This window comes from Cellvibrio sp. QJXJ, assembly GCF_024452345.1.
In the GTDB taxonomy this organism is placed as follows: Bacteria; Pseudomonadota; Gammaproteobacteria; order Pseudomonadales; family Cellvibrionaceae; genus Cellvibrio.
Map to the genome: position 1 here is coordinate 4,117,180 of NZ_CP101662.1, position 25,626 is coordinate 4,142,805.

The 25,626-nt window shown below is 50.6% G+C and carries 18 protein-coding genes; 9 read left to right on the top strand and 9 right to left on the bottom strand.

What is annotated here, in order from left to right:
- Window positions 1-9: 9 nt before the first annotated feature.
- Together manD and NNX04_RS17815 are read right to left on the bottom strand one after the other, a co-directional pair.
- Window positions 10-1,218: a D-mannonate dehydratase ManD gene (gene manD / locus NNX04_RS17810; protein ID WP_007645027.1), complete on the bottom strand. Its 1,209-nt coding sequence runs from the start codon at window positions 1,216-1,218 to the stop codon at window positions 10-12.
- Between the two features lie 55 nt (window positions 1,219-1,273).
- Window positions 1,274-4,177 (bottom strand): glycosyl hydrolase 115 family protein, encoded by a 2,904-nt coding sequence (locus NNX04_RS17815; RefSeq protein ID WP_261946664.1) that lies wholly within the window; start codon window positions 4,175-4,177, stop codon window positions 1,274-1,276.
- Between the two features lie 355 nt (window positions 4,178-4,532).
- On the opposite strand from NNX04_RS17815, the gene NNX04_RS17820 reads away from it, so the two are divergent.
- Window positions 4,533-4,799 (top strand): PepSY domain-containing protein, encoded by a 267-nt coding sequence (locus NNX04_RS17820; protein ID WP_007645023.1) that lies wholly within the window; start codon window positions 4,533-4,535, stop codon window positions 4,797-4,799.
- Window positions 4,799-5,329 carry a cytochrome b/b6 domain-containing protein gene (locus NNX04_RS17825; RefSeq protein WP_261946665.1) on the top strand — a complete coding sequence of 177 codons (531 nt, stop codon included), beginning with the start codon at window positions 4,799-4,801 and terminating at the stop codon, window positions 5,327-5,329. The genes NNX04_RS17820 and NNX04_RS17825 overlap by 1 nt, the downstream gene beginning before the upstream one ends.
- A gap of 82 nt (window positions 5,330-5,411) precedes the next feature.
- On the opposite strand, the gene NNX04_RS17830 is transcribed toward NNX04_RS17825, so the two are convergent.
- The 3 genes from NNX04_RS17830 to NNX04_RS17840 all read right to left on the bottom strand — a co-directional run bounded on the left by NNX04_RS17830 (window position 5,412) and on the right by NNX04_RS17840 (window position 9,920).
- Window positions 5,412-7,271, bottom strand: coding sequence for an endo-1,4-beta-xylanase (locus tag NNX04_RS17830; protein ID WP_261946666.1), 1,860 nt, complete (start codon window positions 7,269-7,271; stop codon window positions 5,412-5,414).
- Between the two features lie 194 nt (window positions 7,272-7,465).
- Entirely contained in the window at window positions 7,466-8,878 is a 1,413-nt protein-coding gene (locus NNX04_RS17835) for a sugar porter family MFS transporter (protein ID WP_007645017.1), read from the bottom strand.
- 325 nt (window positions 8,879-9,203) lie between these two features.
- Window positions 9,204-9,920, bottom strand: coding sequence for an NUDIX hydrolase (locus NNX04_RS17840; protein ID WP_410004093.1), 717 nt, complete (start codon window positions 9,918-9,920; stop codon window positions 9,204-9,206).
- Window positions 9,921-10,332: 412 nt separating this feature from the next.
- Here NNX04_RS17840 and NNX04_RS17845 point away from each other — a divergent pair, with 412 nt between their 5' ends.
- The 7 genes from NNX04_RS17845 to NNX04_RS17875 all read left to right on the top strand — a co-directional run bounded on the left by NNX04_RS17845 (window position 10,333) and on the right by NNX04_RS17875 (window position 18,102).
- Window positions 10,333-11,817: a xylulokinase gene (locus NNX04_RS17845; RefSeq protein ID WP_261946668.1), complete on the top strand. Its 1,485-nt coding sequence runs from the start codon at window positions 10,333-10,335 to the stop codon at window positions 11,815-11,817.
- A 66-nt stretch (window positions 11,818-11,883) separates the two neighbouring features.
- The gene (xylA, locus tag NNX04_RS17850) at window positions 11,884-13,215 is read left to right on the top strand and encodes a xylose isomerase (RefSeq protein WP_261946669.1); all 1,332 of its coding nucleotides are present in this window, start codon (window positions 11,884-11,886) and stop codon (window positions 13,213-13,215) included.
- Window positions 13,216-13,531: 316 nt separating this feature from the next.
- Entirely contained in the window at window positions 13,532-15,088 is a 1,557-nt protein-coding gene (locus tag NNX04_RS17855) for a S41 family peptidase (RefSeq protein WP_261946670.1), read from the top strand.
- A 75-nt stretch (window positions 15,089-15,163) separates the two neighbouring features.
- Window positions 15,164-15,934: an arylamine N-acetyltransferase family protein gene (locus NNX04_RS17860; RefSeq protein WP_261946671.1), complete on the top strand. Its 771-nt coding sequence runs from the start codon at window positions 15,164-15,166 to the stop codon at window positions 15,932-15,934.
- 5 nt (window positions 15,935-15,939) lie between these two features.
- Window positions 15,940-16,251, top strand: coding sequence for a 4a-hydroxytetrahydrobiopterin dehydratase (locus NNX04_RS17865; protein ID WP_315973058.1), 312 nt, complete (start codon window positions 15,940-15,942; stop codon window positions 16,249-16,251).
- Between the two features lie 77 nt (window positions 16,252-16,328).
- A complete protein-coding gene (locus NNX04_RS17870; protein ID WP_261946672.1) occupies window positions 16,329-17,102 on the top strand; it encodes a YesU family protein in 774 nt (257 codons plus the stop codon).
- 133 nt (window positions 17,103-17,235) lie between these two features.
- Window positions 17,236-18,102, top strand: coding sequence for a hypothetical protein (locus NNX04_RS17875; RefSeq protein ID WP_261946673.1), 867 nt, complete (start codon window positions 17,236-17,238; stop codon window positions 18,100-18,102).
- Window positions 18,103-18,233: 131 nt separating this feature from the next.
- On the opposite strand, the gene NNX04_RS17880 is transcribed toward NNX04_RS17875, so the two are convergent.
- The 4 genes from NNX04_RS17880 to NNX04_RS17895 form a co-directional block, all read right to left on the bottom strand.
- The gene (locus NNX04_RS17880; protein ID WP_261946674.1) at window positions 18,234-20,096 is read right to left on the bottom strand and encodes a TonB-dependent receptor plug domain-containing protein; all 1,863 of its coding nucleotides are present in this window, start codon (window positions 20,094-20,096) and stop codon (window positions 18,234-18,236) included.
- A gap of 174 nt (window positions 20,097-20,270) precedes the next feature.
- Window positions 20,271-23,522 carry a cytochrome c gene (locus NNX04_RS17885; RefSeq protein ID WP_261946675.1) on the bottom strand — a complete coding sequence of 1,084 codons (3,252 nt, stop codon included), beginning with the start codon at window positions 23,520-23,522 and terminating at the stop codon, window positions 20,271-20,273.
- Between the two features lie 117 nt (window positions 23,523-23,639).
- Window positions 23,640-24,425: a 3-keto-disaccharide hydrolase gene (locus tag NNX04_RS17890; protein ID WP_261946676.1), complete on the bottom strand. Its 786-nt coding sequence runs from the start codon at window positions 24,423-24,425 to the stop codon at window positions 23,640-23,642.
- A 206-nt stretch (window positions 24,426-24,631) separates the two neighbouring features.
- Window positions 24,632-25,411 carry a murein L,D-transpeptidase catalytic domain family protein gene (locus NNX04_RS17895; RefSeq protein WP_157152625.1) on the bottom strand — a complete coding sequence of 260 codons (780 nt, stop codon included), beginning with the start codon at window positions 25,409-25,411 and terminating at the stop codon, window positions 24,632-24,634.
- Window positions 25,412-25,626 lie beyond the last annotated feature (215 nt).

Below are 25,626 nucleotides of genomic sequence, written 5' to 3' on the forward strand. Positions count from 1 at the left end.
CCAACCATGTTACCAGTGCCAGAGAGTACCATCTTCCAAGCGGTTCACAGGCAAACACGCGCGTTTATAGGGGTATTTAGCTGCCAGTTTTTCGTCGATGTCCACACCGTGGCCGGGCGTTTCGCCGGGGGTGAAGTAGCCGCGATTGAATTCATACGCATGTGGAAATACTTCGTCCATTTGCGCGCTGTGGGCCATATGCTCCTGAATGCCGAAATTAGGCACCCAATAATCAAAATGCAGGGCGGCGCCCATACATACCGGCGATAAATCCGTCGCGCCGTGAAAACCGGTGCGCACGTTAAACAGGCTGGCAAAATCGGCAATGCGACGCACGTGGGTGATGCCGCCAGCGTGCACAATGGTCGAGCGAATGTAATCAATGAGCTGATTCTGGATAAGCTCGCGGCAATCGTGAATGGAATTAAATACTTCGCCTACCGCCAATGGTGTGGTGGTGTGCTGGCGAATTAATTTAAATGATTCCTGGTTTTCCGCAGGCACCGCATCTTCCATCCAGAATAAACGATAGGGTTCCAAATCTTTGCCCAAGCGCGCCGCTTCAATGGGAGTTAAACGGTGATGCACGTCGTGTAGCAGATGAATGTTATTGCCGAATTCTTTGCGTACCTGCGCAAATACTTCGGGAATAAAATTCAAATATTTTTCGGTGGACCAAATTTCGGTAGAGGGCAAATCGGCATCGGCCGGTTCGTAACTTTTATCGCCTTTGGCAACGCCGTAGGTCTTTTCAATGCCAGGGATGCCGCATTGAATACGAATTGCATCGTAACCCTTTTCGCGCGCTTTACGCACGGCGTCCAGGGTGGAGTCCAGGTCTTTGCCATTGGCATGTGTGTAGGTGAGGATGCGCTCGCGACTTTTTCCTCCGAGCAATTGATAGAGCGGCATGTTGGCGAGTTTGGCTTTAATGTCCCACAGCGCCACATCAATTGCCGCCAGTGCAGTCATACCTACTGGCCCGCGACGCCAATAAGCGCCGCGATAAAAAAATTGCCAGATGTCTTCAATTTGTTGTGGGTCGCGACCAATTAATGCCGGGACTAAATAATCCTCCAAATAGGACACCACCGCTTTTTCGCGGCCATTGAGTGTTGCATCGCCAATCCCATACACACCTTGGTCGGTCGTAATTTTTAGTGTGACAAAATTTCTGCCGGGGCAGGTCACAATGACTTTAGCATCAACAATTTTCATTCAATGGCGTCTCAAAAAGTGTCTGTAAGATTTTTGTTTAAAAAATGAATAACAATTAATAGCGCTTACTGGGTGGCGGGCCCAGATAGCTGGGTTGTAAACCGCCGGTATCCAGCACCAGTTTTTGCAGCGTGACTGCCGGGTCCAGGCTATAAATGCGCAGTTTGTGCGCGCCTGCGCGTGCAACCTTGTGTTTGGTAATGCCAAGTCGCACATCGCTGCGCACGGTTTCCGCCCAAGTGGCATCGCTCATGTCGGCCACCAAATTCACAATTTGTGCTGGCTCATCATCAATCGCCACCGCGTAGCGCAAACCGCGTTCGGGCATAAACGGCCAGCTCGGGGCAAAAAATCCCTGTAAGGTAAATTCACCACTGCTGTGGGTGTAAATATCGTATTCAAGGTAGGGCGCGTTGGTGGCATCGTTAAATTGCCAATCGCCAATCGGGTACACCGACATGGACGATATAGTACGGCCGTGCTCGGGGATTTTTTCCCAGCGTAAATGACCACTCGCGCCCTGGCGACTAAAATCTTCCGCCTCGATAGCGATGTAGCCATCGGCTTCGGCAAAACCGCGCAATGCTTTTTTGTTGATCGGGTTATTTACGATTTCCACGCCGATGCTCGCACTGCCCCAACTGGTGCCGCTGATGTCAATGCGACCAGTGGCACGACCTATGGGCGCTTTGCTCCAGTCGATGCTCACATCCAGCCGCGTGCTCTTGTCAACTTGTATACTAGTCTTGCTCAGTATAATCCAGGGCGTAGTGGTTTTGGCAGTGGCGAGGAAGGATTCTTTACCTTTATTAAAAATTTCAATCACGCGCGACTGTGTTCCCAAACGATCAAAACGCGGCAGTAGATAATTGCCGGGCTTGGGCCAGGCGGAGGCGACACCTTCAATCGCTATGCCCATTTCCGCTGAATTATGTGGCTCATAATGATGGGTGACGGGTAGCGTATCTTCCGGTGGGTGATTCCAGTGGCTGTAACCAATGTGCGATTGCGACATCATATGGTTCCACTTGCCGCCGTTGAGCTGGTGGTATTCCTGTTCCAGCGCGGCATCTTTGGCAAATAATTCGCGCACTTTATCGGCGTAATCATTGGTGGTGGCACGGGCCTGTGCAGCATACAAATGATTTTTGGCTTGCGCGTTATACAGTGCGGTAATGTTGGCGCTGGCGGTGGTTGGGAATAACACCAATTGATAAAACGCCGCGCGCTGTGCAGCGGGCAACTGTGCGTAAATTTTTTCGGCGCGTGCAACGTAATCATTCATCTCGGCGGTAACGCGTTCTGCTTCGCGATAATGCAGTTGGCTATAAGTTGTGGCGTCTTGCAGTTCCGGTTTGCGGCGCAAATTGTGGCGCGTGTAGCCGGTCATAATCGCTGCAATTTCTTGGGCGTGTTGCGCACCAAACTCACGTTCGGCCCACAGGCGGGCGAATTCGGGTATGCGCTCTTTGGGCCAGGCCTCCGGGTTCCAGGCCATGTTCAGGAAAAATTCAATCGGGTACTCCATGGGTTTTAAATCGCCCACATTCACAATCCAGATTTGGTTGGCATCAAAGGTATAGGCGAGGTGCATTTGCTCCCAAATTTTGGCGATGGAAATAGTGTTAATCCAGCGATAAGAGCGCGGGCCGCCGACATAATCAAAGTGATAATAAACGCCGGCACCGCCACTGCGTTTGCGTTCATCGGGTGTGGGTAGCCTGCGAATATTGCCCCAGTTGTCATCGCACCAGAGCAGGATGACATCGTCCGGCACACGCATGCCCCGCTCGTAAAAACCCTGCACTTCTTTGTACAGCGCCCAGACTTGTGGCACTTTTGTGAGCTGATCTTTGCCAAACACATCGCTAATGATGTTGCGCTGGTCGCTGACGATTTTTTCCAACAATCCGATATTTTCACCTTCACTCATCGGCTCGTCTTGTTGGCCGCGCATGCCCAGGGTGTAAATGCTTTCGTAGGGTTTGTTGCGCGTGGCACCATCAACCCAAAACTTATATAAATTTTCCGGATTTTTGGAATATTCCCAGGGGCCTTTGCCGTAGCGGTTCCACTCTTTGTCAGCGCGCATCATGGGTTCGTGGTGCGAGGTGCTCATGACTATGCCGTATTCATCGGCGAGGATCATATTTTGCGGATCATCATCGGCAAAGGCGTTATTCCACATCGCTGGCCATAAAAAATTGGCTTTTAAGCGCAGCAATAACTCGAACACCTTTTCATAAAATTCTGCGTTGTAGTTGCCATATTTTTCAGTGACCCAGTTGGTGAGGGCGGGTGCTTCATCGTTTAAAAAAATACCGCGGTATTTCACTTTTGGAATTTCAACAACATTTATTTTTTTGTCGATAAAAATAGTCGCTTTTTGTTTAACGGGCACATCCGCCCACCAATACCAAGGCGATACGCCAATCTGCTCGCTCAGGCTGTAAATGCCATACATAGTGCCGCGTTTATTGGCACCGACAATCACGAGCGCGCGCTCTACATCGGCAAAGGGTTTATCAATCACCGCGACTTGAAAGGCATCCCATTGATGTTGGATTTTGCTGACATCCAATTTTTTAGCGGCAATTAATTGCGCGATAAGTTGGCTGCTGCCCAGTGTTCCCACCAACACCAATTGCTTTTGCCCGGCGAGAGTATTTTTTAACGCCGGTTGTTTGCTGGTCACTTTTTCAATATCGCTTTGCAAATTTTTTGCCGCACGCACTACGCCGGGTAATTCGCTGCTGTCGATAACAATATCCAGCGCTTGCTGTTTATCCACCAGCACCAGATTGCCGCGTGCACTGGTTGCCAGCCAAGGCTCCTCTCCCAGCGCCCAGCTGGTGGGGCTGACTATCGCCAATAGCAGCAGTAAATACCGCAAGGGTGTAATTAAGCGGGGTGTGGTGAGCCAGCGCAAAACCGGCGTGAGGCGGAGTGAGTGCGCCATGAAACGTTCCTCGGGATAGGGGGGAATAAGCGTGGGTGAAATTACAGCATAGATGATGTGTACTTGTATACTAGTTAAGCCTGGTATGCCCAAAGGGTTAACGCGGTTGGCAGCGGTGATTAAGGATTATTTAAGCTTTGCCCGTTAAAATCCGCCTCGGTTGACGCGGGCTGCTGGCTTGGTTAGTGTCGGCTACCTTGTGGGTGTTTGGTGTCATGCCTGCGCAGAATCTGTGGTCTGGTTGGTTATATAACCTTTCCTTACGGTTCTTAACCCAATGTTGGGTGGCAATGTTTTATTAGTGGCCTGTAGTTCGTTTTTTACTTTCAATTTTGTCCTCTCAAGGAGAATCGTTATGCGTAAATTAGTATTTGCAAGCTTGGCAATGTTGAGTGCAACGGCATTTGCTGGCCCGGAATGTACCCAGGCAGATAAATCTGAGTGGCTGGATCAAACCAAGTTTCAGGAGCAACTCAAAGAGCAGGGTTACGAGATCAAGGTTTTTAAAGTGACTGATGGCAACTGCTATGAAATTTATGGCTGGAATAAGGACAAACAAAAGGTAGAAATTTATTTTGATCCGGTCAGCGGTAAAATTGTGAAAGAGGAAATTGAAGATTAATGCGTGCGCAACTGGTACCACTTTGGGATCCATTAGTCCGTTTGTTTCATTGGTCGATTGCGCTGATTTTTATCGCCAATTATTTTTTTAATGAAGCGGGCGACGATTGGCACCAATGGCTTGGTTATGTGGCAGTGGGCTGGTTGCTGGTGCGCTTTGTATGGGGCTTTGTTGGGAACGGTGCAGCGCGCTGGGCAGATTTCTTCCCCACGCCGGCGCGGCTCTCGGCTCATGTCAACGCATTGCGCACCGGGCAAGCGTATCACCGTATGGGGCATTCCCCTGTGGGGGCACTGGTGATGATATTAATGATGACCGGAATCTTAATGCTGGGCATCACAGGTTATATGTTGGAAGAGATCGATTATTTCTGGGGCGTGCAGTGGGTAGAGGACTTGCATGAGTGGATTGCTAATGCGGTGATGGCATTGGTTGTCGTGCATGTGAGTGCGGCGCTACTGGAGAGTTATCGCCTCAAGGAGAATCTGCCCCTGTCGATGGTGACGGGGAAGCGTCGTCCTTTGGATTAATCATGTAATTACTTTTCTCTGCTAACAACAAAAAGGCCAACCGGATGCGGTTGGCCTTTTTGTTATACGCTGACTTGGCGTTTTAATTACACGCTGCGCCTTCCAAACCATCGGCAAATCCGCGCAGTGCGGGTTTATCGTTGTAGTTGTTGTCGAATAATAATGGCCAGGCAATTGCTTCACCGTTATAGGCGGCCGTTGCGGTTGTTAGCCAGGTGTTGGCATCGGTGGTGCCCCACACGCTAATACCGCCGCGCTGTGCTGCGGGCACTGTGTCCATATAAGCTTTCACGATTTCGCAGTAGCGTTTCTTTTGTGCCAAAGCGACAGTGTTGGTGAAGCTGGTAATTTTGTTGCCAGGCCAGCCGCCGCTGTAGGGGTTGTTTACCGCTACATCCAATTCGGTGATTTTTACTTTCAGGCCCTTATCCACCACTTTTTTCATCGCGGCACTGATGCTGGCGATGCTCGGGTAATCCATAAACACATGCATCTGGAAACCCACACCATCAATGGGAATGCTGCGTGTTTGGAAGTCGGTCAGCATTTCAATCATCTTGGTGGTTTTGGCGTTGTTTTGGTCAATGTTGTAATCGTTGTAGTAGAGAATCGCACTGGGATCAGCAGCACGTGCCGCCTGGAAAGCCTTTTCGATGTAAATCGAGCTATTGCCACTTTTTACATAAAAGGGGGAATCGGTGGTGCGGAAGTTAGCCACCGGAGAGCCGTCGTTGATGGCCTCATTCACAACATCCCAGCTCACCACATTACCCTTGGCTTTGAAGTGGGTAACCACCTGCGTCACATGGTCTTCAACCTCAGCGATAAAGTCTGCTGCCGAGCCGCTCCAGTTTTTCATGAAGTTAGGCACTTGGTAGTCTGAATGCCAAACCAGCGGGTGACCGTGTACGTTGATGTTGTTGTCTTTGGCGTAATCCACAAAGGTGTCCGCATTGGTGAAGGTGAAGTTGCCATTGCTCGGCTGCAGGTAACTCATTTTCATGATGTTGCCTGCCGTCATCTCGCCAAAATGCTTTTCCACCACGGCTTGTTCCGAGGTATTGGTCACGATGTTAAAGCTGGGGCCGTCGTTGTTGGTGACTGCCGCGCCGATTGGGAATGCGGCCAAGGCTTGCAGTCGGGTCACATTGGCAGAGTAAACGCTACCGGTGCTGGAGCTGGAGCTTTGTGCCGATGAGCTACTTGCTGCTTGTGCAAGGGTAACGGTGACGCTTTTGATGGTTACGACGCCGGTTGGTGTTCCCTTGGCTTGCACGCCGACTTGCACGTCAAACTCTGTCTGGTTGAACTTTTTGTCGCCTTCAGTAACGGTGCAGGAGATGGTTGCATCCTCCCCAGCCGTGAATAGCTCGTTGCCCGCCCAGCAGCCCCATTCACCCGGATAGCTGCCGCCCTTGATTTGCACGATTGGTTGCAAGCTGGCGCCGCTTGCTTTGAATTCGCTGCTGACATTAACCACCATAGTAACGATGGCATCTTCCAGCTGAATGGGTTTGAGCATATCAGTCACGGCGCCTATGTTATCGCCGCTGGCGGTAAAGCTGACCCCATCGCTATTGAGAGTTACGCCGCTATTGCCAGTGCCATTGCCGCGCCAACCGCTGGTCATATCCAGGGTTAACACTGTTGCACTGGCCGCGCTACTGGAGCTAGCCGGAGCCGAGCTGCTGGCGGGCTCGCTGCTCGCTGCTACTGAGCTGGGGGCGATAGAGCTGGCTGCTTCCGAGGCGATACTACTTGCCGGGGCTGAGCTGGGCTCGACCGAGCTCGCGGGGGTGCTGGAGCTACTGTTAGTTGCACTGGTATTGGCACTTGAGTTATTGGCGCTGGAGTTATTGTTATCGCCACCACCCGAGCCGCCGCAGGCGCTGAGCAAAAGCGTAAATAGACCGATTGATAAGAGTTGATGTACTTGCTGCATGGTTTTTTTCCTGTGTATTGCTAGTTATTGGTATTGTTCTAGTCAATTAAACCATAAGAAAATTTGAGTTGTATACCAGTGAGCCGCTCATGGCGCAGCTTTCCTTGTGTTTATTTTAGTTTTGTAAGGAAACTAATTTCATGCATAAAAAAACCACCCGAAGGTGGTTTTTTGCAGGGTAAAAACGGAGAGGTTTATCCCTCCATTTGCTCCAGTTCTTTGCCTTTGGTTTCTTTGACCAGCTTGAGGACAAAGAAGATCGAGAAGGCCGAGAAGAACGCGTAAATACCGTAAGCGCCCGGCAAGCCGAGTGATGAGGCCAGCAAGTAGGGGAAGGTGAAGGTGATGAGGAAGTTGGCGCCCCATTGTGCCAAACCAGCCACCGCCAGCGATGAACCGCGAATCTGGTTGGGGAACATTTCGCCCAACATAATCCACATCACCGGGCCCCAGGATACGTTGAAGAAAATCACGTAGAGGTTGGCGGCAACCAATGCCAGGGTGCCCATTTCGGTGGACAGCATCAACTTGCCTTGCTCATCCAGCGGTGCGCCATAAAAGGCGATAGCCACCAAGCTCAGGGTCACGGTCATGCCCAGCGAGCCAATCCACAGCAGCGGTTTGCGACCGATTTTGTCCACCACCAAAAAGGTGATAAAGCAGGCACCAATACTCACCACACCAGACACCACGTTGATTAACAGTGAGTCGGATTCAGAGAAGCCCGCTGCTTGCCACAGCACTGAGCCGTAGTAGAACACCACGTTGATGCCCACAAATTGCTGCAGTACCGCAAGGCCAATACCAACCCACACAATGGAGCGCACACGGTTGGTCGTTTTGTCGATCAAATCCGCAAGGCGCGGTTTGTGATGGTCAGCGGCGAGTGAGGCTTCAATCTCGCTGACCTTGGCAGTACCTTCAGCGGTGCCATAGAGTTTCACCAGGACAGCTTTGGCTTTATCGACCTGGCCAGAGGCCATCAAAAAGCGCGGGCTTTCCGGGATAAATAACAGCGCCACAAAAAAGATTACCGCGGGGATCAGTTCCATCCAGAACATCCAGCGCCAGGTTTCGTAACCCAGCCAGAATACCGCCAGCGATGAACCGGCAAATTTAGCGAGGAAGTAGTTGCTGACAAATGCGGCGGTTAAGCCGGTGATGATGGCGACCTGTTGCACGGAACTGAGTTTGCCGCGATAGCGTGCCAGCGCTACTTCACTGATATACGCCGGGCACATGACCGAGGCTGCACCTACCGCCAAACCACCAAGCACGCGGTAAATAACAAATTCAATCGACCCGGTGGCAATGCCTGAGCCCCACGCCGACACGATAAAAAATACCGCCGCGACAATCAAAATCGCCTTGCGGCCATATTTATCGGCCAGAGTACCGGCAAAAAACGCACCGACCGCACAGCCAAGCAACATGGAGGACACTTCAAAACCGGCGGTATTGATGTTGAACGCCGAGCGCAAGCCATCTACCGTGCCGTTGATAACGCCGCTATCAAAGCCAAAAAGAAAGCCGCCGATAGTGGCGATGACACTGATCAAAATAATAAACGGCGTATTCGCCTGATTGTTGGTACTGGTCTCGTTCATGGTGATACCTGTTATAAAAATTATAGTGTTGCAGGCGTGGGCTGCCTGTCGTTGTGTATGCCGCTGGTTCGACGGCGCGACCTTACCACAGTTGCCCAGTGGCGGGCAGGTTGATACCGGGGTACGGCTTTAACGAGTCAAGCGATTGTCTCCGTAATGATTATTTCCTTGCGCTATCCATGGCGTGCGGGTTTTGCTATCGCTTGCGGGTCTTACAAAAAGGCGCCGGTCTTGCGAACCGGCGCCTTGGGTGGCATGAATACTAATGCATTATGGTTTTATTGACTATATGGCGATCTTGGGTGAGTGCAAAAAACGCGATGGATTAGATCTCAAACGCAAAACCCGACTCGCTCAAATGCTTGTAAGCCTCGGAATCGAACCGGTAGAGGCTAGCGGCGCGGTGGGGAACACCCTGTTGTTTTTCATTGCAGGGACTGAGCAGGTTCATTTTCATGATCTTGCGGCGGAAGTTGGGTTTATCCAACTTGGTATTGAGGATTGCCTCGTAAAGTGCCTGCAGCTGTAACAGCGTAAATTTTTCCGGCAAGAGGTTAAAGCCAATGGGTTGGTGGCACACCTGATGGCGCAGCACCTTCAAGCCGTGAGCCACTATCTCCGCGTGGTCGTATACCAACTCGGGCAAGTTATTCACGCTCTGCCAGCTCACATCGGCCGCGCTTTGACCAGCCACCAGTGAAAACTTGTCGGCGCTCACCAGGGCGTAATAAGCAATGGTAACTACCCGTTCGTTGGGGAAGCGGTCAACGCGACCAAACGTTTTCAGCTGCTCCAAAAACAAATCGCGCACCCCGGTCAATTCTTCCAGAAGGCGATAAGCGGCATCACGCAGGTTTTCGTCGTAGCGAATCCAGCCACCGGGTAACGCCCATTTGCCTTGGTGCAGTGGGTCGGTTTGTTTAACCAGCAGAATTTTCAGCTCGTCTTCATCCAAGCCAAAAATCAGGTTGTCGATCGAAAGTGCCTTGATGACGTGGTCGTCAAGGAGCGGGGAACTTTGGGTATTGAGACTGCCGGGAATATGGTTATTAGGCACGAGCAATGTCCTCAAGGGCTTTGCATTTTATGGATAGGTGTTTGGTGTGAGCACGACCGATGAGCTCAAGTTGTGGGCATTGTATAAGCCATGTTCGCAATGGTCGAGCCTTAGATACCTGGCGCCTCTTCCCTCTGTACAGGTTGGGCGCTCCGTTCAGGTATAGGTTATTGGGTGCCACTTGCGCCAGCGGCGGTGGATTACTTTGTAAAAATTAACGTGCGCCCTCTTGTTGTCAGTTAGACAATAAGATATTCTGGTTCTATAAGTTGAAGCGCTGGTATTTGGTCTGCACCCGATACCCGCATTCGCACAGGTTTTTGCCTGCTAAAAGTTCTCAAAGCTAAAGTTGCCTAAACCTAAAGTTCCCTAAACCTATAAAAGAAAACGAGTCCCTATGCTGTTTCTTGGTATTGATGTTGGTAGTTCCTCGGTGAAGTTGTCGGTGCTGGATGGCGTAACCGGCAAGAGCTTGGGCGCGCTGTCTCACCCTGAATCTGAATTGGCTATTGATAGCCCCGCCGTTGGTTTTGCCGAACAAAACCCTGACACTTGGTGGGATTGTGTGCGTCAGGGTTTAGTGCGCTTGGCGGCGCGTGACCAGATCAAACTCGACCAGATTGATGCCATAGGTATCTCTTACCAAATGCACGGCTTGGTAGTGGTCGATAGCAATCAACAAGTGCTGCGTCCATCCATTATTTGGTGCGATAGCCGCGCTGTGCCTTTGGGCGAAAAAGCGCTCGCCGATTTGGGGCGTGATTATTGTTTTGACCATTTATTGAATTCTCCTGGCAACTTCACCGCCGCCAAGTTGCGTTGGGTGCAGGAAAATCAGCCAGAGCTGTTTGCGCGCATTCATAAAATGATGCTGCCCGGCGATTTTATTGCGATGAAATTATCCGGTGTGATTAACACCACCGCCTCAGGTTTATCCGAAGGCACGCTGTGGGATTTCAAAGAAAACCGCATCGCCACGGAATTGTTAAATCACTGGGGCATTTCAGCGGATTTGATTCCCGATGTGGTGCCGAGTTTTGGTGTGCAATCCATCGTGAGTGATGCCGTTGCCGCGGAATTAGGCCTGCGCAAAGGGGTGAAAATTTGTTATCGCGCGGGCGATCAACCCAACAACGCGTTTAGTTTGAATGTATTGGAACCGGGTGAAGTGGCCGCAACCGCGGGTACCTCGGGGGTGATTTACGGTGTGACCGATCAACCCGCTGCGGATGTGCAATCCCGCGTGAATACTTTCTTGCATGTGACCAATACCGCCGCGCAAAAACGTAACGGTGTGCTGGTGTGTGTGAATGGCTGTGGCCGTTTGTATTCCTGGCTGCGCCAAACCCTCGGCGAGGGTGGTTCTACGCCGGCGTATCCACAATTAAACGCACTGGCTCAAGCGGTGCCCGTGGGTAGCGAAGGGTTGTTGTTTCATCCTTTTGGCAACGGCGCCGAGCGAATTTTTCAAAATAAAAATTTGGGTGCACAGCTGCGCAATCTGGACTTCAACCGCCATGGTTTGGGTCACATGGTACGCGCGGCGCAAGAGGGCATTGTGTTCTCGCTCAACCAGGGTTTTGATGTGTTGAAATCCCTGGGGGGCAGTTGCGAGGTGGTGCGCGCGGGCAAGGGCAATATGTTTTTAAGCGAAGTGTTTGCGCAAACCTTTGCCAATACCACGCAGGCAGCGGTGGAAATGTTTGAAACCGACGGCGCCGAAGGTGCTGCCCGCGCGGCGGCATTGGGCAGTGGTTATTACGCCTCGGCGAGTGAAGCTTTTACCGGTTTGACCCGTTTAAATGTGATCGAACCGGAAGCGCAATTGTTTGCGCAATATCAGGATGCCTACCAACACTGGTGTGAACTTTTGCCGCGTTAATCGGTACAAGTATGCAGTGCAGTAAGCGATAAACTTTTTACAGCAAAACCCCATAAGGTGATAAACATGAGTATTGTTCTCGGTAGTAAAGAATACTTCCCCGGTGTCGGTAAGATCGGCTTTGAAGGCCCTGACTCCGATAATCCACTCGCATTTAAATACTACGACGAGAATCGTGTAGTTGCCGGCAAAACCCTGAAAGAGCATTTCAGATTTGCTACTTGCTACTGGCACAGCTTCTGCGGCGCAGGTCACGATCCTTTTGGTCCAGGCACCAAAATTTTCCCGTGGATGGCAACGCAAGATCCAATCGCCCGCGCTCACGAAAAAATGGATGCGGCGTTTGAATTTATCACCAAACTGGGCACACCTTACTACTGCTTCCACGACATCGATCTGGTTGATGAAGGCAGCAGCCGCGCAGAAACTTCTCAGCGTTTGCAAACCATCGTTGAATACGCCAAACAAAAACAAGCTGCTTCTGGCGTGAAATTGTTGTGGGGTACCGCCAACCTGTTCTCCAACCCACGCTACATGAACGGCGCGTCTACCAACCCGGATTTCAACGTAGTGGCTTACGCCGGTGCGCAATTGAAAGATGCGTTGGACGCAACCATCGCTCTTGGCGGTGAAAACTATGTGTTCTGGGGCGGTCGTGAAGGTTACATGAGCTTGCTCAATACCGACATGAAACGCGAACAAGAGCATCTGGCGCGTTTCCTGACCATGGCTCGCGATTATGCGCGCGCGCAGGGCTTTAAAGGTTACTTCTTCATCGAGCCAAAGCCGATGGAGCCATCCAAGCACCAATACGATTTTGATGCAGAAACCGTTATCGGCTTCTTGCGTCATCACGGTCTGGATAAAGACTTCAAACTCAATTTAGAAACTAACCACGCGACTCTCGCTGGTCACACCATGTGTCACGACATGCAAGCCGCTGCTAACGCGGGCATGTTGGGTTCATTGGATGCCAACCGTGGCGATTACCAAAATGCGTGGGATACCGACCAGTTCCCTTACAACATCAACGAAACGGTTGAGATGATGTTGGTATTCCTGCGCGCTGGTGGCCTGCAAGGTGGCGGTGTGAACTTTGATGCAAAAGTGCGTCGTAACTCACCTGATCCAGTCGATATGTTCTACGGCCACATCGGCGGCATGGACACCTTTGCTCGCGCATTGATTATCGCTGACAGCCTGATTCAGCAGTCTCCGCTGGAAGGTTTGCGCAAAGAGCGTTACTCATCATTTGATGCGGGTAACGGCGCTGCTTATGAGCAGGGCAAACTGACTCTGCAACAACTGGCAGACCTGGGCAACAAAGGTGGTGAAATCACCCTGCAAAGTGGCCGTCAGGAACTCTACGAAAACATTATCAACCGCTACATTCGTTAAGCTATTTTTTAGTGCGGGCCCTGCTCGCACTGAATTACCTCGCAAAGCCTCTGCCGCTACAACACTTGCATTTTTGCCGGTGTTGCTAGCGGTTTTTTTTGCCCTTCATTTCTCATCCTATGGCGGCAGGGCTGGTGTCTTGTTGGCCGCTCTTTTATGCTGGTTGCCCGCGCTGATCCGGGTTGGGCTGCCCCGCGAAAACAGTTTTAACAATAATGGGTTCAGTGTGATCGGTTTGACATGAATTGGACTTACTTTGCTCTAAAAGGAAACGCAAATGGATAATCTACAACGTCGGCACAGAGGCGCAGTCTTGATGAAAAAATTTCAGTACGCGATAAACGGCATGGCTCTGAGTGCCCTGGCATTGGTATTGAGCGCCTGTGGCGGTGGCGATAGCCAGGTATTAGGCCCCAAGCCGGCAGACACTAGCGGTAATGGCGATAACAATGGCTGGGTGGCCGGTGTTTACCGCGATGCGGACACCTTTAAAAACCTCTGCGAAGCACCGCGCTCGGGTCGTAGTCAATTCACCAACCTGACCTTTCCCGATAAAAGGGGCACTCGCACTGACGAGAAAAACTTTTTGCGTGCCTGGACTAACGAAACCTATTTATGGTTTGACGAAGTTACCGACCGCTCGCCCACTATCGATAGTCAAACCCCGCAGGATTATTTTCTGCTGCTAAAAACCAATCGCACTACCAGCTCCGGTGCGCCCAAAGATAATTTCCATTTCTACGAGCCCACTGAGGACGCGGAAGCCTGGGAAGCGGGTATCAGTTACGACTACGGCTTTCGCTTGAAAGTCTATTCCAGTACACCACCGCGCCGTTATTTCATCGCCTATGTCGAACCGGGCTCACCGGCAGCTAACGCTGGTGTTGTGCGCGGTGATCGCATTATGAAAATCGATTCTTATGATTTGGTGACAGAGGAAAGCAATGCAGGATTAATGGCGCTCAACGAAGGGCTGTTTCCCAGTGAGTTGGGCGCAGCGCACAATTTTGAATTGCAGGCAGTGGATGGCAGCAGCAAAATGGTATCGCTACAGGCCGGCCAAATTGAAAGCAAAACCGTATTGCACAACTCGGTGATCGATACCGACAGCGGCAAGGTGGGGTATTTGGTATTTAATTCCCACGTGGAAAAATCGCAAGACGAATGGGTTACGGTGATCAGTCAATTCAAGTTTGCCGAGGTCAGCGATTTAATTGTGGATTTGCGTTACAACGGCGGCGGTTTGTTATCCATCGCCAGTCTCGCGTCCTTCATGATTGCGGGCACCAATGTACAGGACAAGGTGTTTTACGAACAAATCCAAAATTCCAAACAGCCGCGTCTGGAGCCTTTCCCGTTTCTGGATGAGGGCTTGTACGGGTTAAATAAAAATGTTGCCTTGCCCTCGCTCCACTTAAATCGCGTATTTATTCTTTCCAGTGAATCCACCTGCTCCGCGAGTGAGGCGATTATCAACGGCCTGCGCGGCGCCAATGTGGAAGTGTTTTTAATCGGCGCGACCACCTGTGGCAAACCCTATGGTTTTTATCCGGAAGATAATTGCGGCACCACCTACTACACCATCCAGCTTAAAGGCGCTAACGCCAAAGGTTTTGGTGAATACAGCGATGGTTTTATTCCCTCCAACAGCGATAACGGCACCACGCGCGTCAAAGGTTGCAGTGTAGAGGACGACCTGAATCATCAGCTCGGCGACAGCAGTGAAGCCATGCTCGCCACCGCGCTCAGGTTCAGAGCCACCGGTAATTGCGCCTCAGCAGTTACTCGCAGCCAGCAAAAAACACAGGCTGAATTTAATAACGGAGAATTAATTTTACCGGACACCCGAAAAATTATGGTGTTGGATAGGTAAAAACAAAAAGGCTTCCCACTGTGGAAGCCTTTTTGTTTGTCTCGATGATGTATGTTTTTATGGATAGTGATTGAAATGAACGCGAATAATTTCTCCCTGGCTGATTACCTTCAGCGAATTAACCTTGAAACTCTGCCTGCATGCGATGCAGAGGGATTGCGTCAATTAATGCGCGCGCAATTGCACACTGTGCCTTTTGAGAACTTGGATGTGCAAGCGGGCAAGATTGTCTCATTGGTACCAGAAGATATCGTAGAAAAAATAGTTTATCGCCAGCGCGGTGGTTACTGTTATGAAGTGAATGGTGTGTTTGCAATGGCATTGGCTGCGCTCGGGTTTGAATATCGGCTTATTGGTGCGCGCCCTATGTTTTATCCCTACCGTCGCCCTAAGAGCCATATGGTGTTGTTGGTTTCACTCGGTGAGCAGCATTGGTTATGTGATACCGGGTTTGGCAGTTTTGGTTTGCGCGCACCGATTGGTTTGCATCAGCTTGGCGAAACCCTGGTGCAGGACGATGAAACCTTTATGTTGGTACAAAATCAGCAGGGCGAATATGTTTTAAAAGCCTTGGTAAAAGGCGAGTGGGCGAACCAATTTTGTTTTGATCTCTACCCCATGGAGTGGGTGGATTTCTCACTTCCTAATTACTACAACTCTACTCACCCTGACGCTGTATTTGTAAAACAATATTTAGTGATGCAACAGCACCCGCAGGGGCGGACCTTGCTTTCGGGGGATCAATTAAAAAAAATGCAGGGAGCAAACGATGTGATTGTTAATGTCTTGCCGGAGCAGTTGGATGATGTACTGTTGCGGGAATTTAATCTGACGCGCGAAGGGTGATGAATATGCCAACATTAAAATTAACAGCTGAACAGCTTGCCCGAGCATTGGATACATTGAATAAAACCAAGGGTGGCTGGTCACTGCAGGACGACAAGTTAAGTAAGCAATACAAATTCTCTGATTTTCAACATGCTTTTGGGTTTATGACGATCTGTGCGCTCTATTGTGAAAAGGTGAATCATCACCCGGAGTGGAGCAATGTTTATAATCGGGTCACTGTGCAACTGACCACCCATGACGCAGCAGGTATTAGCGAAAAGGATGTTGCACTGGCGCAGCACATGGATGATGTATTTGCCTTGCTTGCCTATTGATTGCCGCCGTTAAAAATGGGGATGAATCACGCGTGATTATTTGGAATACTGCGGTAAATAGTATTCCGGGAGTCACCATGGCACAGTCAATTGCACGCGTATTTATCGTGGTCGCCACTTTGTTTTCTTCGTCGCATATGTATGCTGCCGAAGCTAGTACACCGCCAGTCCCTCACACCTTGCCCGCCAAAGGTGAATTGCTGTACCAATCAACCATGAGTGAGAAGGGCACGGTTGCCAATTGGATCATGGAAGGTAACGCACAGGTAAAATTCCGCGATGGCTGGATGGAAATGTGGTCGCCAGATAAATCGGCACACCATGTATTTTGGTGTCCGCAGGATTTCCCCGACAGTTTTATTGCTACCTGGGAAGCACAAAATCTCGCTACCGATGCCGGATTATTAATTGTATTTTTCGCCGCAACCGGTGAAAACGGCGAAGATATTTTTGCGCCTACCTTGCCCGCGCGCGACGGCACTTTTACGCAATATACCAACGGCAACATAAAAAGTTATCACATCTCTTATTACGCCAATGTCGCCCATGAACCGGGGCGAGTCCACGCTAACCTGCGCAAAAATAATACGTTCAGTTTGCTGCAGTCCGGCAGCGAAGGTATTCCTACCCAGTCCACCGCCATCCATAACATCACCTTGATAAAACAGGGCGCACATATTCGCTTGTTGATTGATGGGCGCAGCGTGATTGATTACATCGATAACCAACCGCTCATTAAGGGTGTCGATACCGGCGGCCCACTGGCCGGTGGGAAAATCGGTTTCCGCCAAATGCAGTGGAGCCATTTCCGCTATCGCAATTTTCAGGTGTGGGGGTTGGTGGGTGATTAGGGTGTCTGAGTAAGTTATGCTGTAGTGTGTTTACTGATAATACCGCTAATTATCGGGCCAAAGTGAGCTGCAAGATATTGGAGGTGCTATATGGCTGCCTCAGTAGCAAAGTTTACATAAAAATGGAGTGTTAATGAGAAGCGATTTCTTGGTTGGAAGTGATAAGCCTGTTTTTAAGACCCCGTTTTTTCGGTTGGCCTTGTTTGTTCCCATAATACTGGGTGGGTCGCTTGCTTGTTATATTGGCAAGGCGGAGTCTCTCGTTTTTTCTCTTTCCAGTGGCGTTAAATCCGTAGAGCTATTTTGGGAGTATCTTAAAATACCAATTGCCATTGCGTCATTGAGTATTCCTCTTGCTTCTTGGGTAATTGCCAATCATCGCTCGGCTCAATTGGTTGAAACGATAAAAAAGCAGGAAGAAAAGCGACTTTATGATTTGTATTATGACCACTCTGATTACTTTGCAAAAACATTTGGGCGGTTTATAAAAACGCATAAATGGTTTTATCTGGAGGCAGAGGATGTTCCGGTAATTCACCGGCAGCTTTTTCTACAGAGTCTTCTTAATAATAGTGGTGAATTTACGCCAAATCCGGTGGTTTTGGAGTCAATCAAGTTGTATTTGAGAAATATAACTGAATCGTTGGATCTATTTATTGATCATTTTGAATCTCTCCAGCTGGCTGAAAATGGCTATGAGCTTAGTTGCCACAGCTACAGATTTTGTGTTTTTACGAGAGAGCGGTTGATGACATTGGTGAAAAACTTAGGTTCTCGCCCCGTTTGTCCTAATGAATCATTACAGGTATCTCTTTCTGCCATAATAGAAATTTACAGCTTATATAAATGGGTAGTTCCTGAGTATGAGAAAGAAAATGATTTGGTTGCTGTCGATGAAAATAAGATTAAGACAGCTATAAAATTAATAATGGATCACAGTGGTATTGCTAATCCAGAGGAGTTGACGCTTTCAAATCTTGAGGGTTCCTTAATTATTTAAGAGTTAAAATCAGATAGAGACATATGAACCTCTAATTTAGTTAATGTTATTCCTTGTTTTACATTGTGCTTTTACCTGAAAAACGCCCAAGTAAAAAATTGCTTGGGCGTTTTTGTTTCTGCAGTTAAATCTTAAAAACTCAAGCGCAAATTCAACTTTGCCAAACGTCCGGATGCGGGGAAGCCTATGTCGGTGTAGTAGGTTTCGTCGGCGAGGTTTTCCAAGGTTAAACCCAGTTGGGTGTTAGCATTGACGTTCCAGCGGATGTTAGCGTCGATGCGATTGTAGGCAGCCAGAATTTCTTCTACGCCGGTTCCGGTGTAACGGCTTACGGCGAAGCGTTCGTCTACATGCGAATAATGCAGGTTGAGTGACCAGGCATTATTCAGTGTGTAGTAAAACGCGCTGCCGTAGGTGGATTGTGGGCGGCCCAAGAGGTGAGTTTCCGAGCTGGGCATGTCGATGTCTGCGTAGCTGCCGTGAACGCGCCAGTGCAGGTTTTGTAGCAATTGCCAATTCAGTTCCGCCTCTACGCCTTGGGTTTTTACCGGTGGACGATTGACGTTGGTATTGTTTTCGCCATCGTAGTCGATCAGGTTTTTGTATTTGTGGTGAAACACACCCAAACGTGCACTGATTAAATCGCGAGTGTATTCAAAACCGGTATCGCTGGTGGTGACGGTTTCTTCCACTAAATTCGCATTGCCGACAAACGGGTGGCCGAGTGCAAAAAAGCTGGGCAATTTGAAGCCCTGCCCCCAATTGGCAAACCAGGAAATGTTGTCATTTATTTTATAGCGGGTACCTATGTGGCCTGAGTCGTTGGCGGCAGCGCTATCGGCGTCGTCGCGGCGCACACTGGCTTGCACTAACCAGTCATCCGTTGCGTAAGCATTCACATTAATAAACGCGCTATTGATTTCGCGATCCAATGCAAAATTTAAGGGAAATACATCTGGCGCGAATAGATAACCTTCGCTGATGCCGTCTTCACGTTTGGTTTCTACGCCAATATTCGCCCAGATTTTTTGTTGATCACCGAGGGTATTGATCCAGCTAAATTGGGTGCGTTCAAAATCGATAACGGCGCCGTTGGGTGGTATGGGATCAAACGGCAAAATGCCGGGTGTTGTTTGATTTTCATCGCGCTGATACCAGCTTGCAGTGGTTTTACTTTGCCAGAAATTATTGACCTGCATAGTCCAGCTGAGCGCTGCACTTTTATCGGTGTATTCGCCGCTGTCCAAATCCGGTTGCTGTGCGTATTCCGGGCCGCCACTTTGTTCGGGGAAACTGGTGCGTTCGCCATTAAAATAGCGATAACTAAAATTCAGTGCGTGATTTTCTTGCTGCCAATTTAACCGGCCAGAAAATTCTTTATTTTTAGCGGTGCTACCGGCAACCGGTTCACCGGCGTCAGTCGTTTGAATATTGAATGCGTAACCCACTTGGCCGATTGCGCCGCTTGCCGCAACGCCGGTACTGGCGTAGTCATCTTCACCGATACTTGCATTGAGAGTGGTGGATTTTTTGCCCGGGGTTTGGGTGATGATATGAATAACGCCAGCGAGTGCATCGGAGCCGTAAATGGCAGATTGTGCGCCGCGAATAATTTCAATGCGCTCGATGGATTCGATGTTAATGCCTTTCAAATCGAAGGCGCCGCCACGGGTATTGGTGGGGTCATTTAATTGCACACCATCGAGCAATACCAGCGTGTGATTTGCTTCGGAACCGCGCAAATTAATCGAGGTAACCCCGCCGGGGCCACCTTGTTCTTCCACCCATAAGCTGGGGACTTGACGCAGGGCATCAATCAAACTGTGATTGCTTAGTTGCAGCAGTTGTTCTTGATTTAACACCGAGACGGACGAAGAAAGTTGTTCGTTGGTGACCGGGTTGTAACTGCCGGTAATGATTAATTCTTCGGTGGCGGATACTGCGGGCAGGGTAATTAGTGCTGCAATTAGCGGCGTCAAACGGAAGTGTTTCATATAAAGCCTTTTATAAAATTAAAAATACCGATCCATCAGACGTGAAAAAGCCGGATAACGGTGTTTACTCTGGGACCGTGGGAGACAGGATGTCGACGACGAGCCCCCATGGATGGGTTTACGGCGTGTCCCAGAGTAAATGCCGCTATCCGGCTTCTACCTTACAGCGTAGAGCTATTGCTTCGCAGCGGGAAATTTATAGAGTGTGTAATAAGCCTCCATTTTTTCCGGTGCATCTTTCGCAAACAGTGTTTTGCTGTTGAGGTTGGCATGATACACCCGCGCGGTTTGCTGTGGGTGAACCTTGGCTTGCACGAGCGAACCTAAATCAATCTCGATACTTTTGCGGTCGGCGCTGATGCGCAGGGCTTTGATGGTTTCTTTCTGCATACCCAGCTCATCCGAACCGTAATCCGCCGCATCGCGATACACCCAAGACTCCAATGCCAGCAGCGATTGCAACTGCTCTGCGGTGATTTGCGCGGCCAGTGGTTGGGTTAATTGCAAACTAAAACCGGTAGCTGTTGCCAGCATTTCATGAATCGCTGGTGCGACGGTTTTGCCATCCCACACTATGCGTTGGAGGCTTGCGACATGACCACCTTTCGCCTGCCAGCCGCGACCGGTTTGGCCGAGTAACAGGCTGCCATCTTTCAGGAACAGTGGGCGCATTACGCCGGATTCCAAACCATCGATAAACGGCATCACGCTGCCTTGCTCTTTGCCATCCACGGTTTGCACCGCAATGCGCAACAGGTTGGATTGGGTCTGGTCGCCCATCAACATCTGCCCGGCAAAAGCACCGAACTTGCCTTTGGTGGTATCCCACGCCGGGTGGCCGGGTGAGTTGGCGACGCGGTTATGTGGCAACAAAATAATCGCATCGGCGCGTTTATCCAGCATGCTGTCACGGGTTTTTTCCGCCATTTCAGGTGTTACACCGGGCAGGTCAACCAAGGCCGATGGGTGGCCGTAGTAGGTATCTTTTTCGATCACAAAGATCTTGGAGGTGCTCATGTATTCGCCCTGGTTATCTGAATACCAGAGGCGGCCATCCGGTGAAGTGCCCAAGCCAGCGGGGCTGCGCAAACCGTAAGCCCATGGCGTGAATTTGCCGTTGGGTTCGACACGAATATTCCAGCCGCCCAAGCCGCCTTCGGTGCCCATGTATTGGCCGCCGGCCTTGTAGCTGGAGCCAGCTTCGTTGTGGGCGAGGTTGAGGCTAATGTAGTAAGCGCCGTCTTTACCGCGCGCCGGGCCGTGCATATAGGTGTGATAGTTGCCGTGGTAGGAGTGGGCATCAAACAGGGTGTCAAACTTGTCGGCCACGCCGTCGCCATTGGTATCGCTGATGCGCGTCAATTCGGCTTTCTGGCCAACCACAACCGTCAGGCCTTTTTTGTCTTCGGCGATTACGCCCAGGCTGTCAAAAGTGCCTTCCGCAAACAATTGCCACTGGCCTTTCACCATGCGCCAAATGCCGGCGGTGCGGGTGGCGATTACTACTGTGTCGTCTTCGGTCAGGCTCAAACCCAGGGCTTCAAACAATTGCTCGCGGCCAAAATTATCTTTGGGCGGATAGTAGCTTTCCACTTTGTAACCGGCAGGCATATTGGCTTTGGACTCGGTGATTTTTACCGGCTGTTTGTAGTGATCAAACTTCACCACTTCCGGGCGCCAGGGGTTGTTTGTCAGGGTTATTTTGGCGCTCAGGCTGGCCTTGGTTTTACCGGCGGGTAAAGTCCATTGTTGGTTGGCGATTTTGCCTTGTTTGCTGCTGATGTTTTGCAGCGCATCGCCGTTAAGGGCAAAGGTTTGCGGGCTGGCCAATTCACCGGTGAGGTTGACCGTCACTGTGCCATCGGCAGCGATGTTGGTTTGAATCTCCAGCGTGTTTTTGCCTACGCGATACTTGAAGCTGGGCAGTTGCTGCTTCTGTTTGGAATCGCGGAAGTAGCCGAGGAATTGTGCGTCCATCGCCGCTACACGGGGCAGGTGATCCTCTTTGCTTTCCAGCGAGGCTTTTACCGTGGCTGCATCCCCATACTGGGCTTCCTTGAAGGAGAAATCGATCACTTCACCTTTAGCATTGAGTGGGGCGATCAAAAACGCTTTGTTGCCAAGGCTGATCTCGCGGCTTTCAAAGCCCATTTTTAAACCCTTGCCGCCGCGATTCAAAAACTCGCCGCTCATATCCAAGAAGCCACCTTGCCAAATTTTGGTAACGGCTAGCAGGCGTGGATCAAAGGTGTAGTTCACGCCCCAGGGGGTGCCTACATGGATGGCGCGGCCCGAGCTGCCAAAGCCATCGCTCAGCACCATTGGGCCACGTTGGATGCGCACTTCATCACCTACTAAAAATTGCAGGCGATCTTTTACCGGGTCGTATTCTTCCGCGCCGGTTTGCGCGAGTAATTTAATCGCCGGGCCTTGTTCTGCCGGTGGGTTAAGCGTGGCCAAATAGTCGCCAATTGCATCGATTTGTACATCGCTCAATACTTGCGCCGAAAATGCGGGCATGATTGGCAAGTAAGCTTCGCCTTTTTTGGCGCCGCTCTCGGCAATTGCTAACTGTGCTTCGGGTTCACGCAGGCTGCGGTGCAGGTATTGGCGATCGGCTTTTACCGTAAAGCGATGACCTTCGCCGCCCTCAACCACTTCGCGGTTGCGTGGCTCGCGTTTAAACAGCCCATAGAGGTTGGGGCCGGTGCTGACACCGCTGTCATCTGCGGAAACCAAGTGACAGGCGTTACAGCCTACAGCGCCAAAGGTTTCTTTACCCAAGGCCACAAAATCCACCAGTTCTTTTTCGTTGGTAGCTTCACCGGAGTTTTTAGGCAGGGTTACCAGCGAGAAATCGGCGCCGGCTAGAGTGAAATTGCGTAGTGCCATTTGACCTTTTTTGACCAGCAAGCTGGTGGGGCCGCCCGTACCTTCCCACGGAATGCTGGAGCCTTCGCTCAGGCCGGTGCGAATATCGTTGGTCAGCACTGGCTCGCCGTTAATCGTGACTTCCAGAATCAATGCGGGTTCGGTTTTGATGCTGGCTTCGTTGTAGCGTGGTGCGCGGAATTTGGCGCGCAGGTGCTGCCATTCGTTAGTGACGTTTTTTAAATCTACCGCGTAGCGGCCTTGGATAAACAGTTTGGCGTCGCTGCCTTCGGTGACCAAAAACTCCATATCCAATACGGAATCCCCCAGCCATTCGTGGGCGACCAAGTGCTCGTCGTTACTGGCGCTAAGTGCGAGGATGGTGCCATCTTTGCTGGTGGGTGCCAGTTGTAATTTGTTGCCCACAGCACTGGCTTTGGTGGTGGTGACCCACGCTTTGTTTTCCTTGAAAAAATCGGCGGGGCTTTGTGCATAGAGCGGCAGGCTGCAGGCAATCAGCGAGCCCAGCAGTGCTGTTTTTTTAAGTAAAGACATAATCTATACCAGTACGATTTTATGAAAAAAGCGCCGCAGTGTTAGCTGCGGCGCAAAGAAGTGACAGTTCAGGCAAAACAAAACTGTCAGCGGACAGATAAAAAAATCAGCCAAATCTTAGAGTTTGCGCAGCCAAATATTGCGGAAGCTCACCGGGTTGCTGTGATCCTGTAGGCGGATCGGGGCGCAGCCGTGGGCTTTATAAACCGGCTTGCCAATCCACTCGGTAGCACCTTGAATTTCAACGTGGTTCTGCACCAATACGCCGTTGTGCAGCACAGTCACATAACCGGGTTTGCTGAGCTTGTCGCCGTCAAACTTGGGCGAGGTGAAGATAATGTCATAAGTCTGCCATTCGCCCGGTGCACGGGTGGCGTTAGCCAAGGGGATGGTTTGTTTGTAAACCGATGCCGCCTGACCGTTGGGGTAGGTTTTGTTGTTGTAGGAATCCAACACCTGAATTTCGTAGCGTTCCTGGAAGAACACACCGCTGTTGCTGCGGCCTTGGCCTTCCAGCAACTTGCCATCGGCACCTTTGATTTCGGTGGGGGTTTTCCACTCAATATGCAGTTGCACATCGCAGAAGGATTCTTTGGTGCGAATATCGCCCTTGCCCGCTGCAACGGTTACTGCGCCTTGGGCCAGATTCCAGGCAGCGCCGCCGCCGTTAACCGATTCCCATTTGCTTAAATCTTTGCCGTCAAACAATACAACGGCGTCGGAGGGAACGCCGTTAGCAGGGGCGGATACCACCGGTGGTACCGGCTCCCAGACTTCGGTTTCTTCAGCGAGCTGCCATGGCTCTTTTTTGCTTTCGGCAGCAGTGCTCAGGGTGCTGATAGAGCAGGCGGCAAAAGCGAATAAAACAGGTGCAATAGCGCGTGTTAGTGGTGTGTTTTTCATGAAGTGTTTTCCCTTGGGATTGCAGGTCGTTGTTATGTTTTGTAATTACAGTGGCTATATAGCTGCTCCATCGCCGATCAGCGACAGGTTTTACACAGCTTGATAAATTAATCTGATTAATGAAGGTTTGATTAACATGTCTTAACAGACTAAGACTGGCGCTTGCATCATCCTGCGCAAACCAGCCTTGTCGGGTAGGCGGGGGATTAACGCAGGTTTTGCTGGGCCAACTGCTCGCGACGGTTGCAGTTCAAAAACTTGGACGACGCTAGCCAGTGTTTATCAGGATAGTAGGAAAACAGGAATTGGTCGCCTTTAATGGTGTCTATCACTTTACGGGCGATGCCATTACGCACTGCCGGGCAGCCATAACTCCGCCCCAGGTGGCCGAGTTTTTTAGCCAGTTTTAAGTCCACATAGGGAGCACCGTGGAATACAATGGCGCGCTCCATGGCTTTGTCGTTGAACCCTTCTTCCAGACCTTCCATGCGCAGGGAATATCCATTGGCGCCCATGTAGGTTTCCTTGGTGCGGAACAGGCCAAGGCTGGTTTGCAGGCTGCCATAGGTATTGGAAAAGTGGCGGGCAACGTGTTCACCGGTATTTTTGCCGTGGGCGACCAATTCGTGGAACAACAGCTTGCCGCTCACCAAATCAAATACCCACAGGCGTTTTTGGGTGGAGACCAGTGAATAGTCGATCATGGTCAGGTTGCGCGCCGGTTCCATGCCGTTTTTCAGGGCGCAATCGAGCGCGGTGAGCGCCATGTTGATCACTTGCGGATTGGCTCCCGGCGCCGCGCGGGTAAGGCGATCCAGCAAGTTCAGGAAGGATTGATCCTTGCCGAAGGCCGGGTGCGTAAAGGGGTTGTTAGCTGTGTGCTTGGGGAGTGTAAGGGGGCGATCCTGAGCGGCGAAGGTGCCGGAAGAGCACAAAAATGTTAAACCGGCCGAGACAAACAAGGCCTTCAATAGTGAATACAACATGGACATCCCCGGACACACTGGGTCATTGAAGTTGTAGCGGCCTTGCTAGGTGAGATTATGTTTTTACCCTTGCAGCAGGGTTAAGCTGTTGAATGCTAGCATCATGAACCTGAGGCGGCAAATAATAATTGATCAAAAAATATGCCGTCTCTAGACCTTTTTTAGTCATTTTGGGAAATACATCGTTGTTTTTTAAGCGTGCAGGAGCGCTCGTT

Excerpts from the sequence above, each read along its gene's own strand:
- NNX04_RS17860 (WP_261946671.1), top strand. The coding sequence starts at position 15,164 with ATGAACGCGAATAATTTCTCCCTGGCTGATTACCTTCAGCGAATTAAC.
- NNX04_RS17830 (WP_261946666.1), bottom strand. The coding sequence starts at position 7,271 with ATGCAGCAAGTACATCAACTCTTATCAATCGGTCTATTTACGCTTTTG.
- NNX04_RS17820 (WP_007645023.1), top strand. The coding sequence starts at position 4,533 with ATGCGTAAATTAGTATTTGCAAGCTTGGCAATGTTGAGTGCAACGGCA.
- NNX04_RS17875 (WP_261946673.1), top strand. The coding sequence starts at position 17,236 with ATGAGAAGCGATTTCTTGGTTGGAAGTGATAAGCCTGTTTTTAAGACC.
- NNX04_RS17880 (WP_261946674.1), bottom strand. The coding sequence starts at position 20,096 with ATGAAACACTTCCGTTTGACGCCGCTAATTGCAGCACTAATTACCCTG.
- NNX04_RS17855 (WP_261946670.1), top strand. The coding sequence starts at position 13,532 with ATGAAAAAATTTCAGTACGCGATAAACGGCATGGCTCTGAGTGCCCTG.
- NNX04_RS17815 (WP_261946664.1), bottom strand. The coding sequence starts at position 4,177 with ATGGCGCACTCACTCCGCCTCACGCCGGTTTTGCGCTGGCTCACCACA.
- xylA (WP_261946669.1), top strand. The coding sequence starts at position 11,884 with ATGAGTATTGTTCTCGGTAGTAAAGAATACTTCCCCGGTGTCGGTAAG.
- manD (WP_007645027.1), bottom strand. The coding sequence starts at position 1,218 with ATGAAAATTGTTGATGCTAAAGTCATTGTGACCTGCCCCGGCAGAAAT.
- NNX04_RS17895 (WP_157152625.1), bottom strand. The coding sequence starts at position 25,411 with ATGTTGTATTCACTATTGAAGGCCTTGTTTGTCTCGGCCGGTTTAACA.
- NNX04_RS17890 (WP_261946676.1), bottom strand. The coding sequence starts at position 24,425 with ATGAAAAACACACCACTAACACGCGCTATTGCACCTGTTTTATTCGCT.
- NNX04_RS17835 (WP_007645017.1), bottom strand. The coding sequence starts at position 8,878 with ATGAACGAGACCAGTACCAACAATCAGGCGAATACGCCGTTTATTATT.
- NNX04_RS17825 (WP_261946665.1), top strand. The coding sequence starts at position 4,799 with ATGCGTGCGCAACTGGTACCACTTTGGGATCCATTAGTCCGTTTGTTT.
- NNX04_RS17845 (WP_261946668.1), top strand. The coding sequence starts at position 10,333 with ATGCTGTTTCTTGGTATTGATGTTGGTAGTTCCTCGGTGAAGTTGTCG.
- NNX04_RS17885 (WP_261946675.1), bottom strand. The coding sequence starts at position 23,522 with ATGTCTTTACTTAAAAAAACAGCACTGCTGGGCTCGCTGATTGCCTGC.
- NNX04_RS17870 (WP_261946672.1), top strand. The coding sequence starts at position 16,329 with ATGGCACAGTCAATTGCACGCGTATTTATCGTGGTCGCCACTTTGTTT.
- NNX04_RS17865 (WP_315973058.1), top strand. The coding sequence starts at position 15,940 with ATGCCAACATTAAAATTAACAGCTGAACAGCTTGCCCGAGCATTGGAT.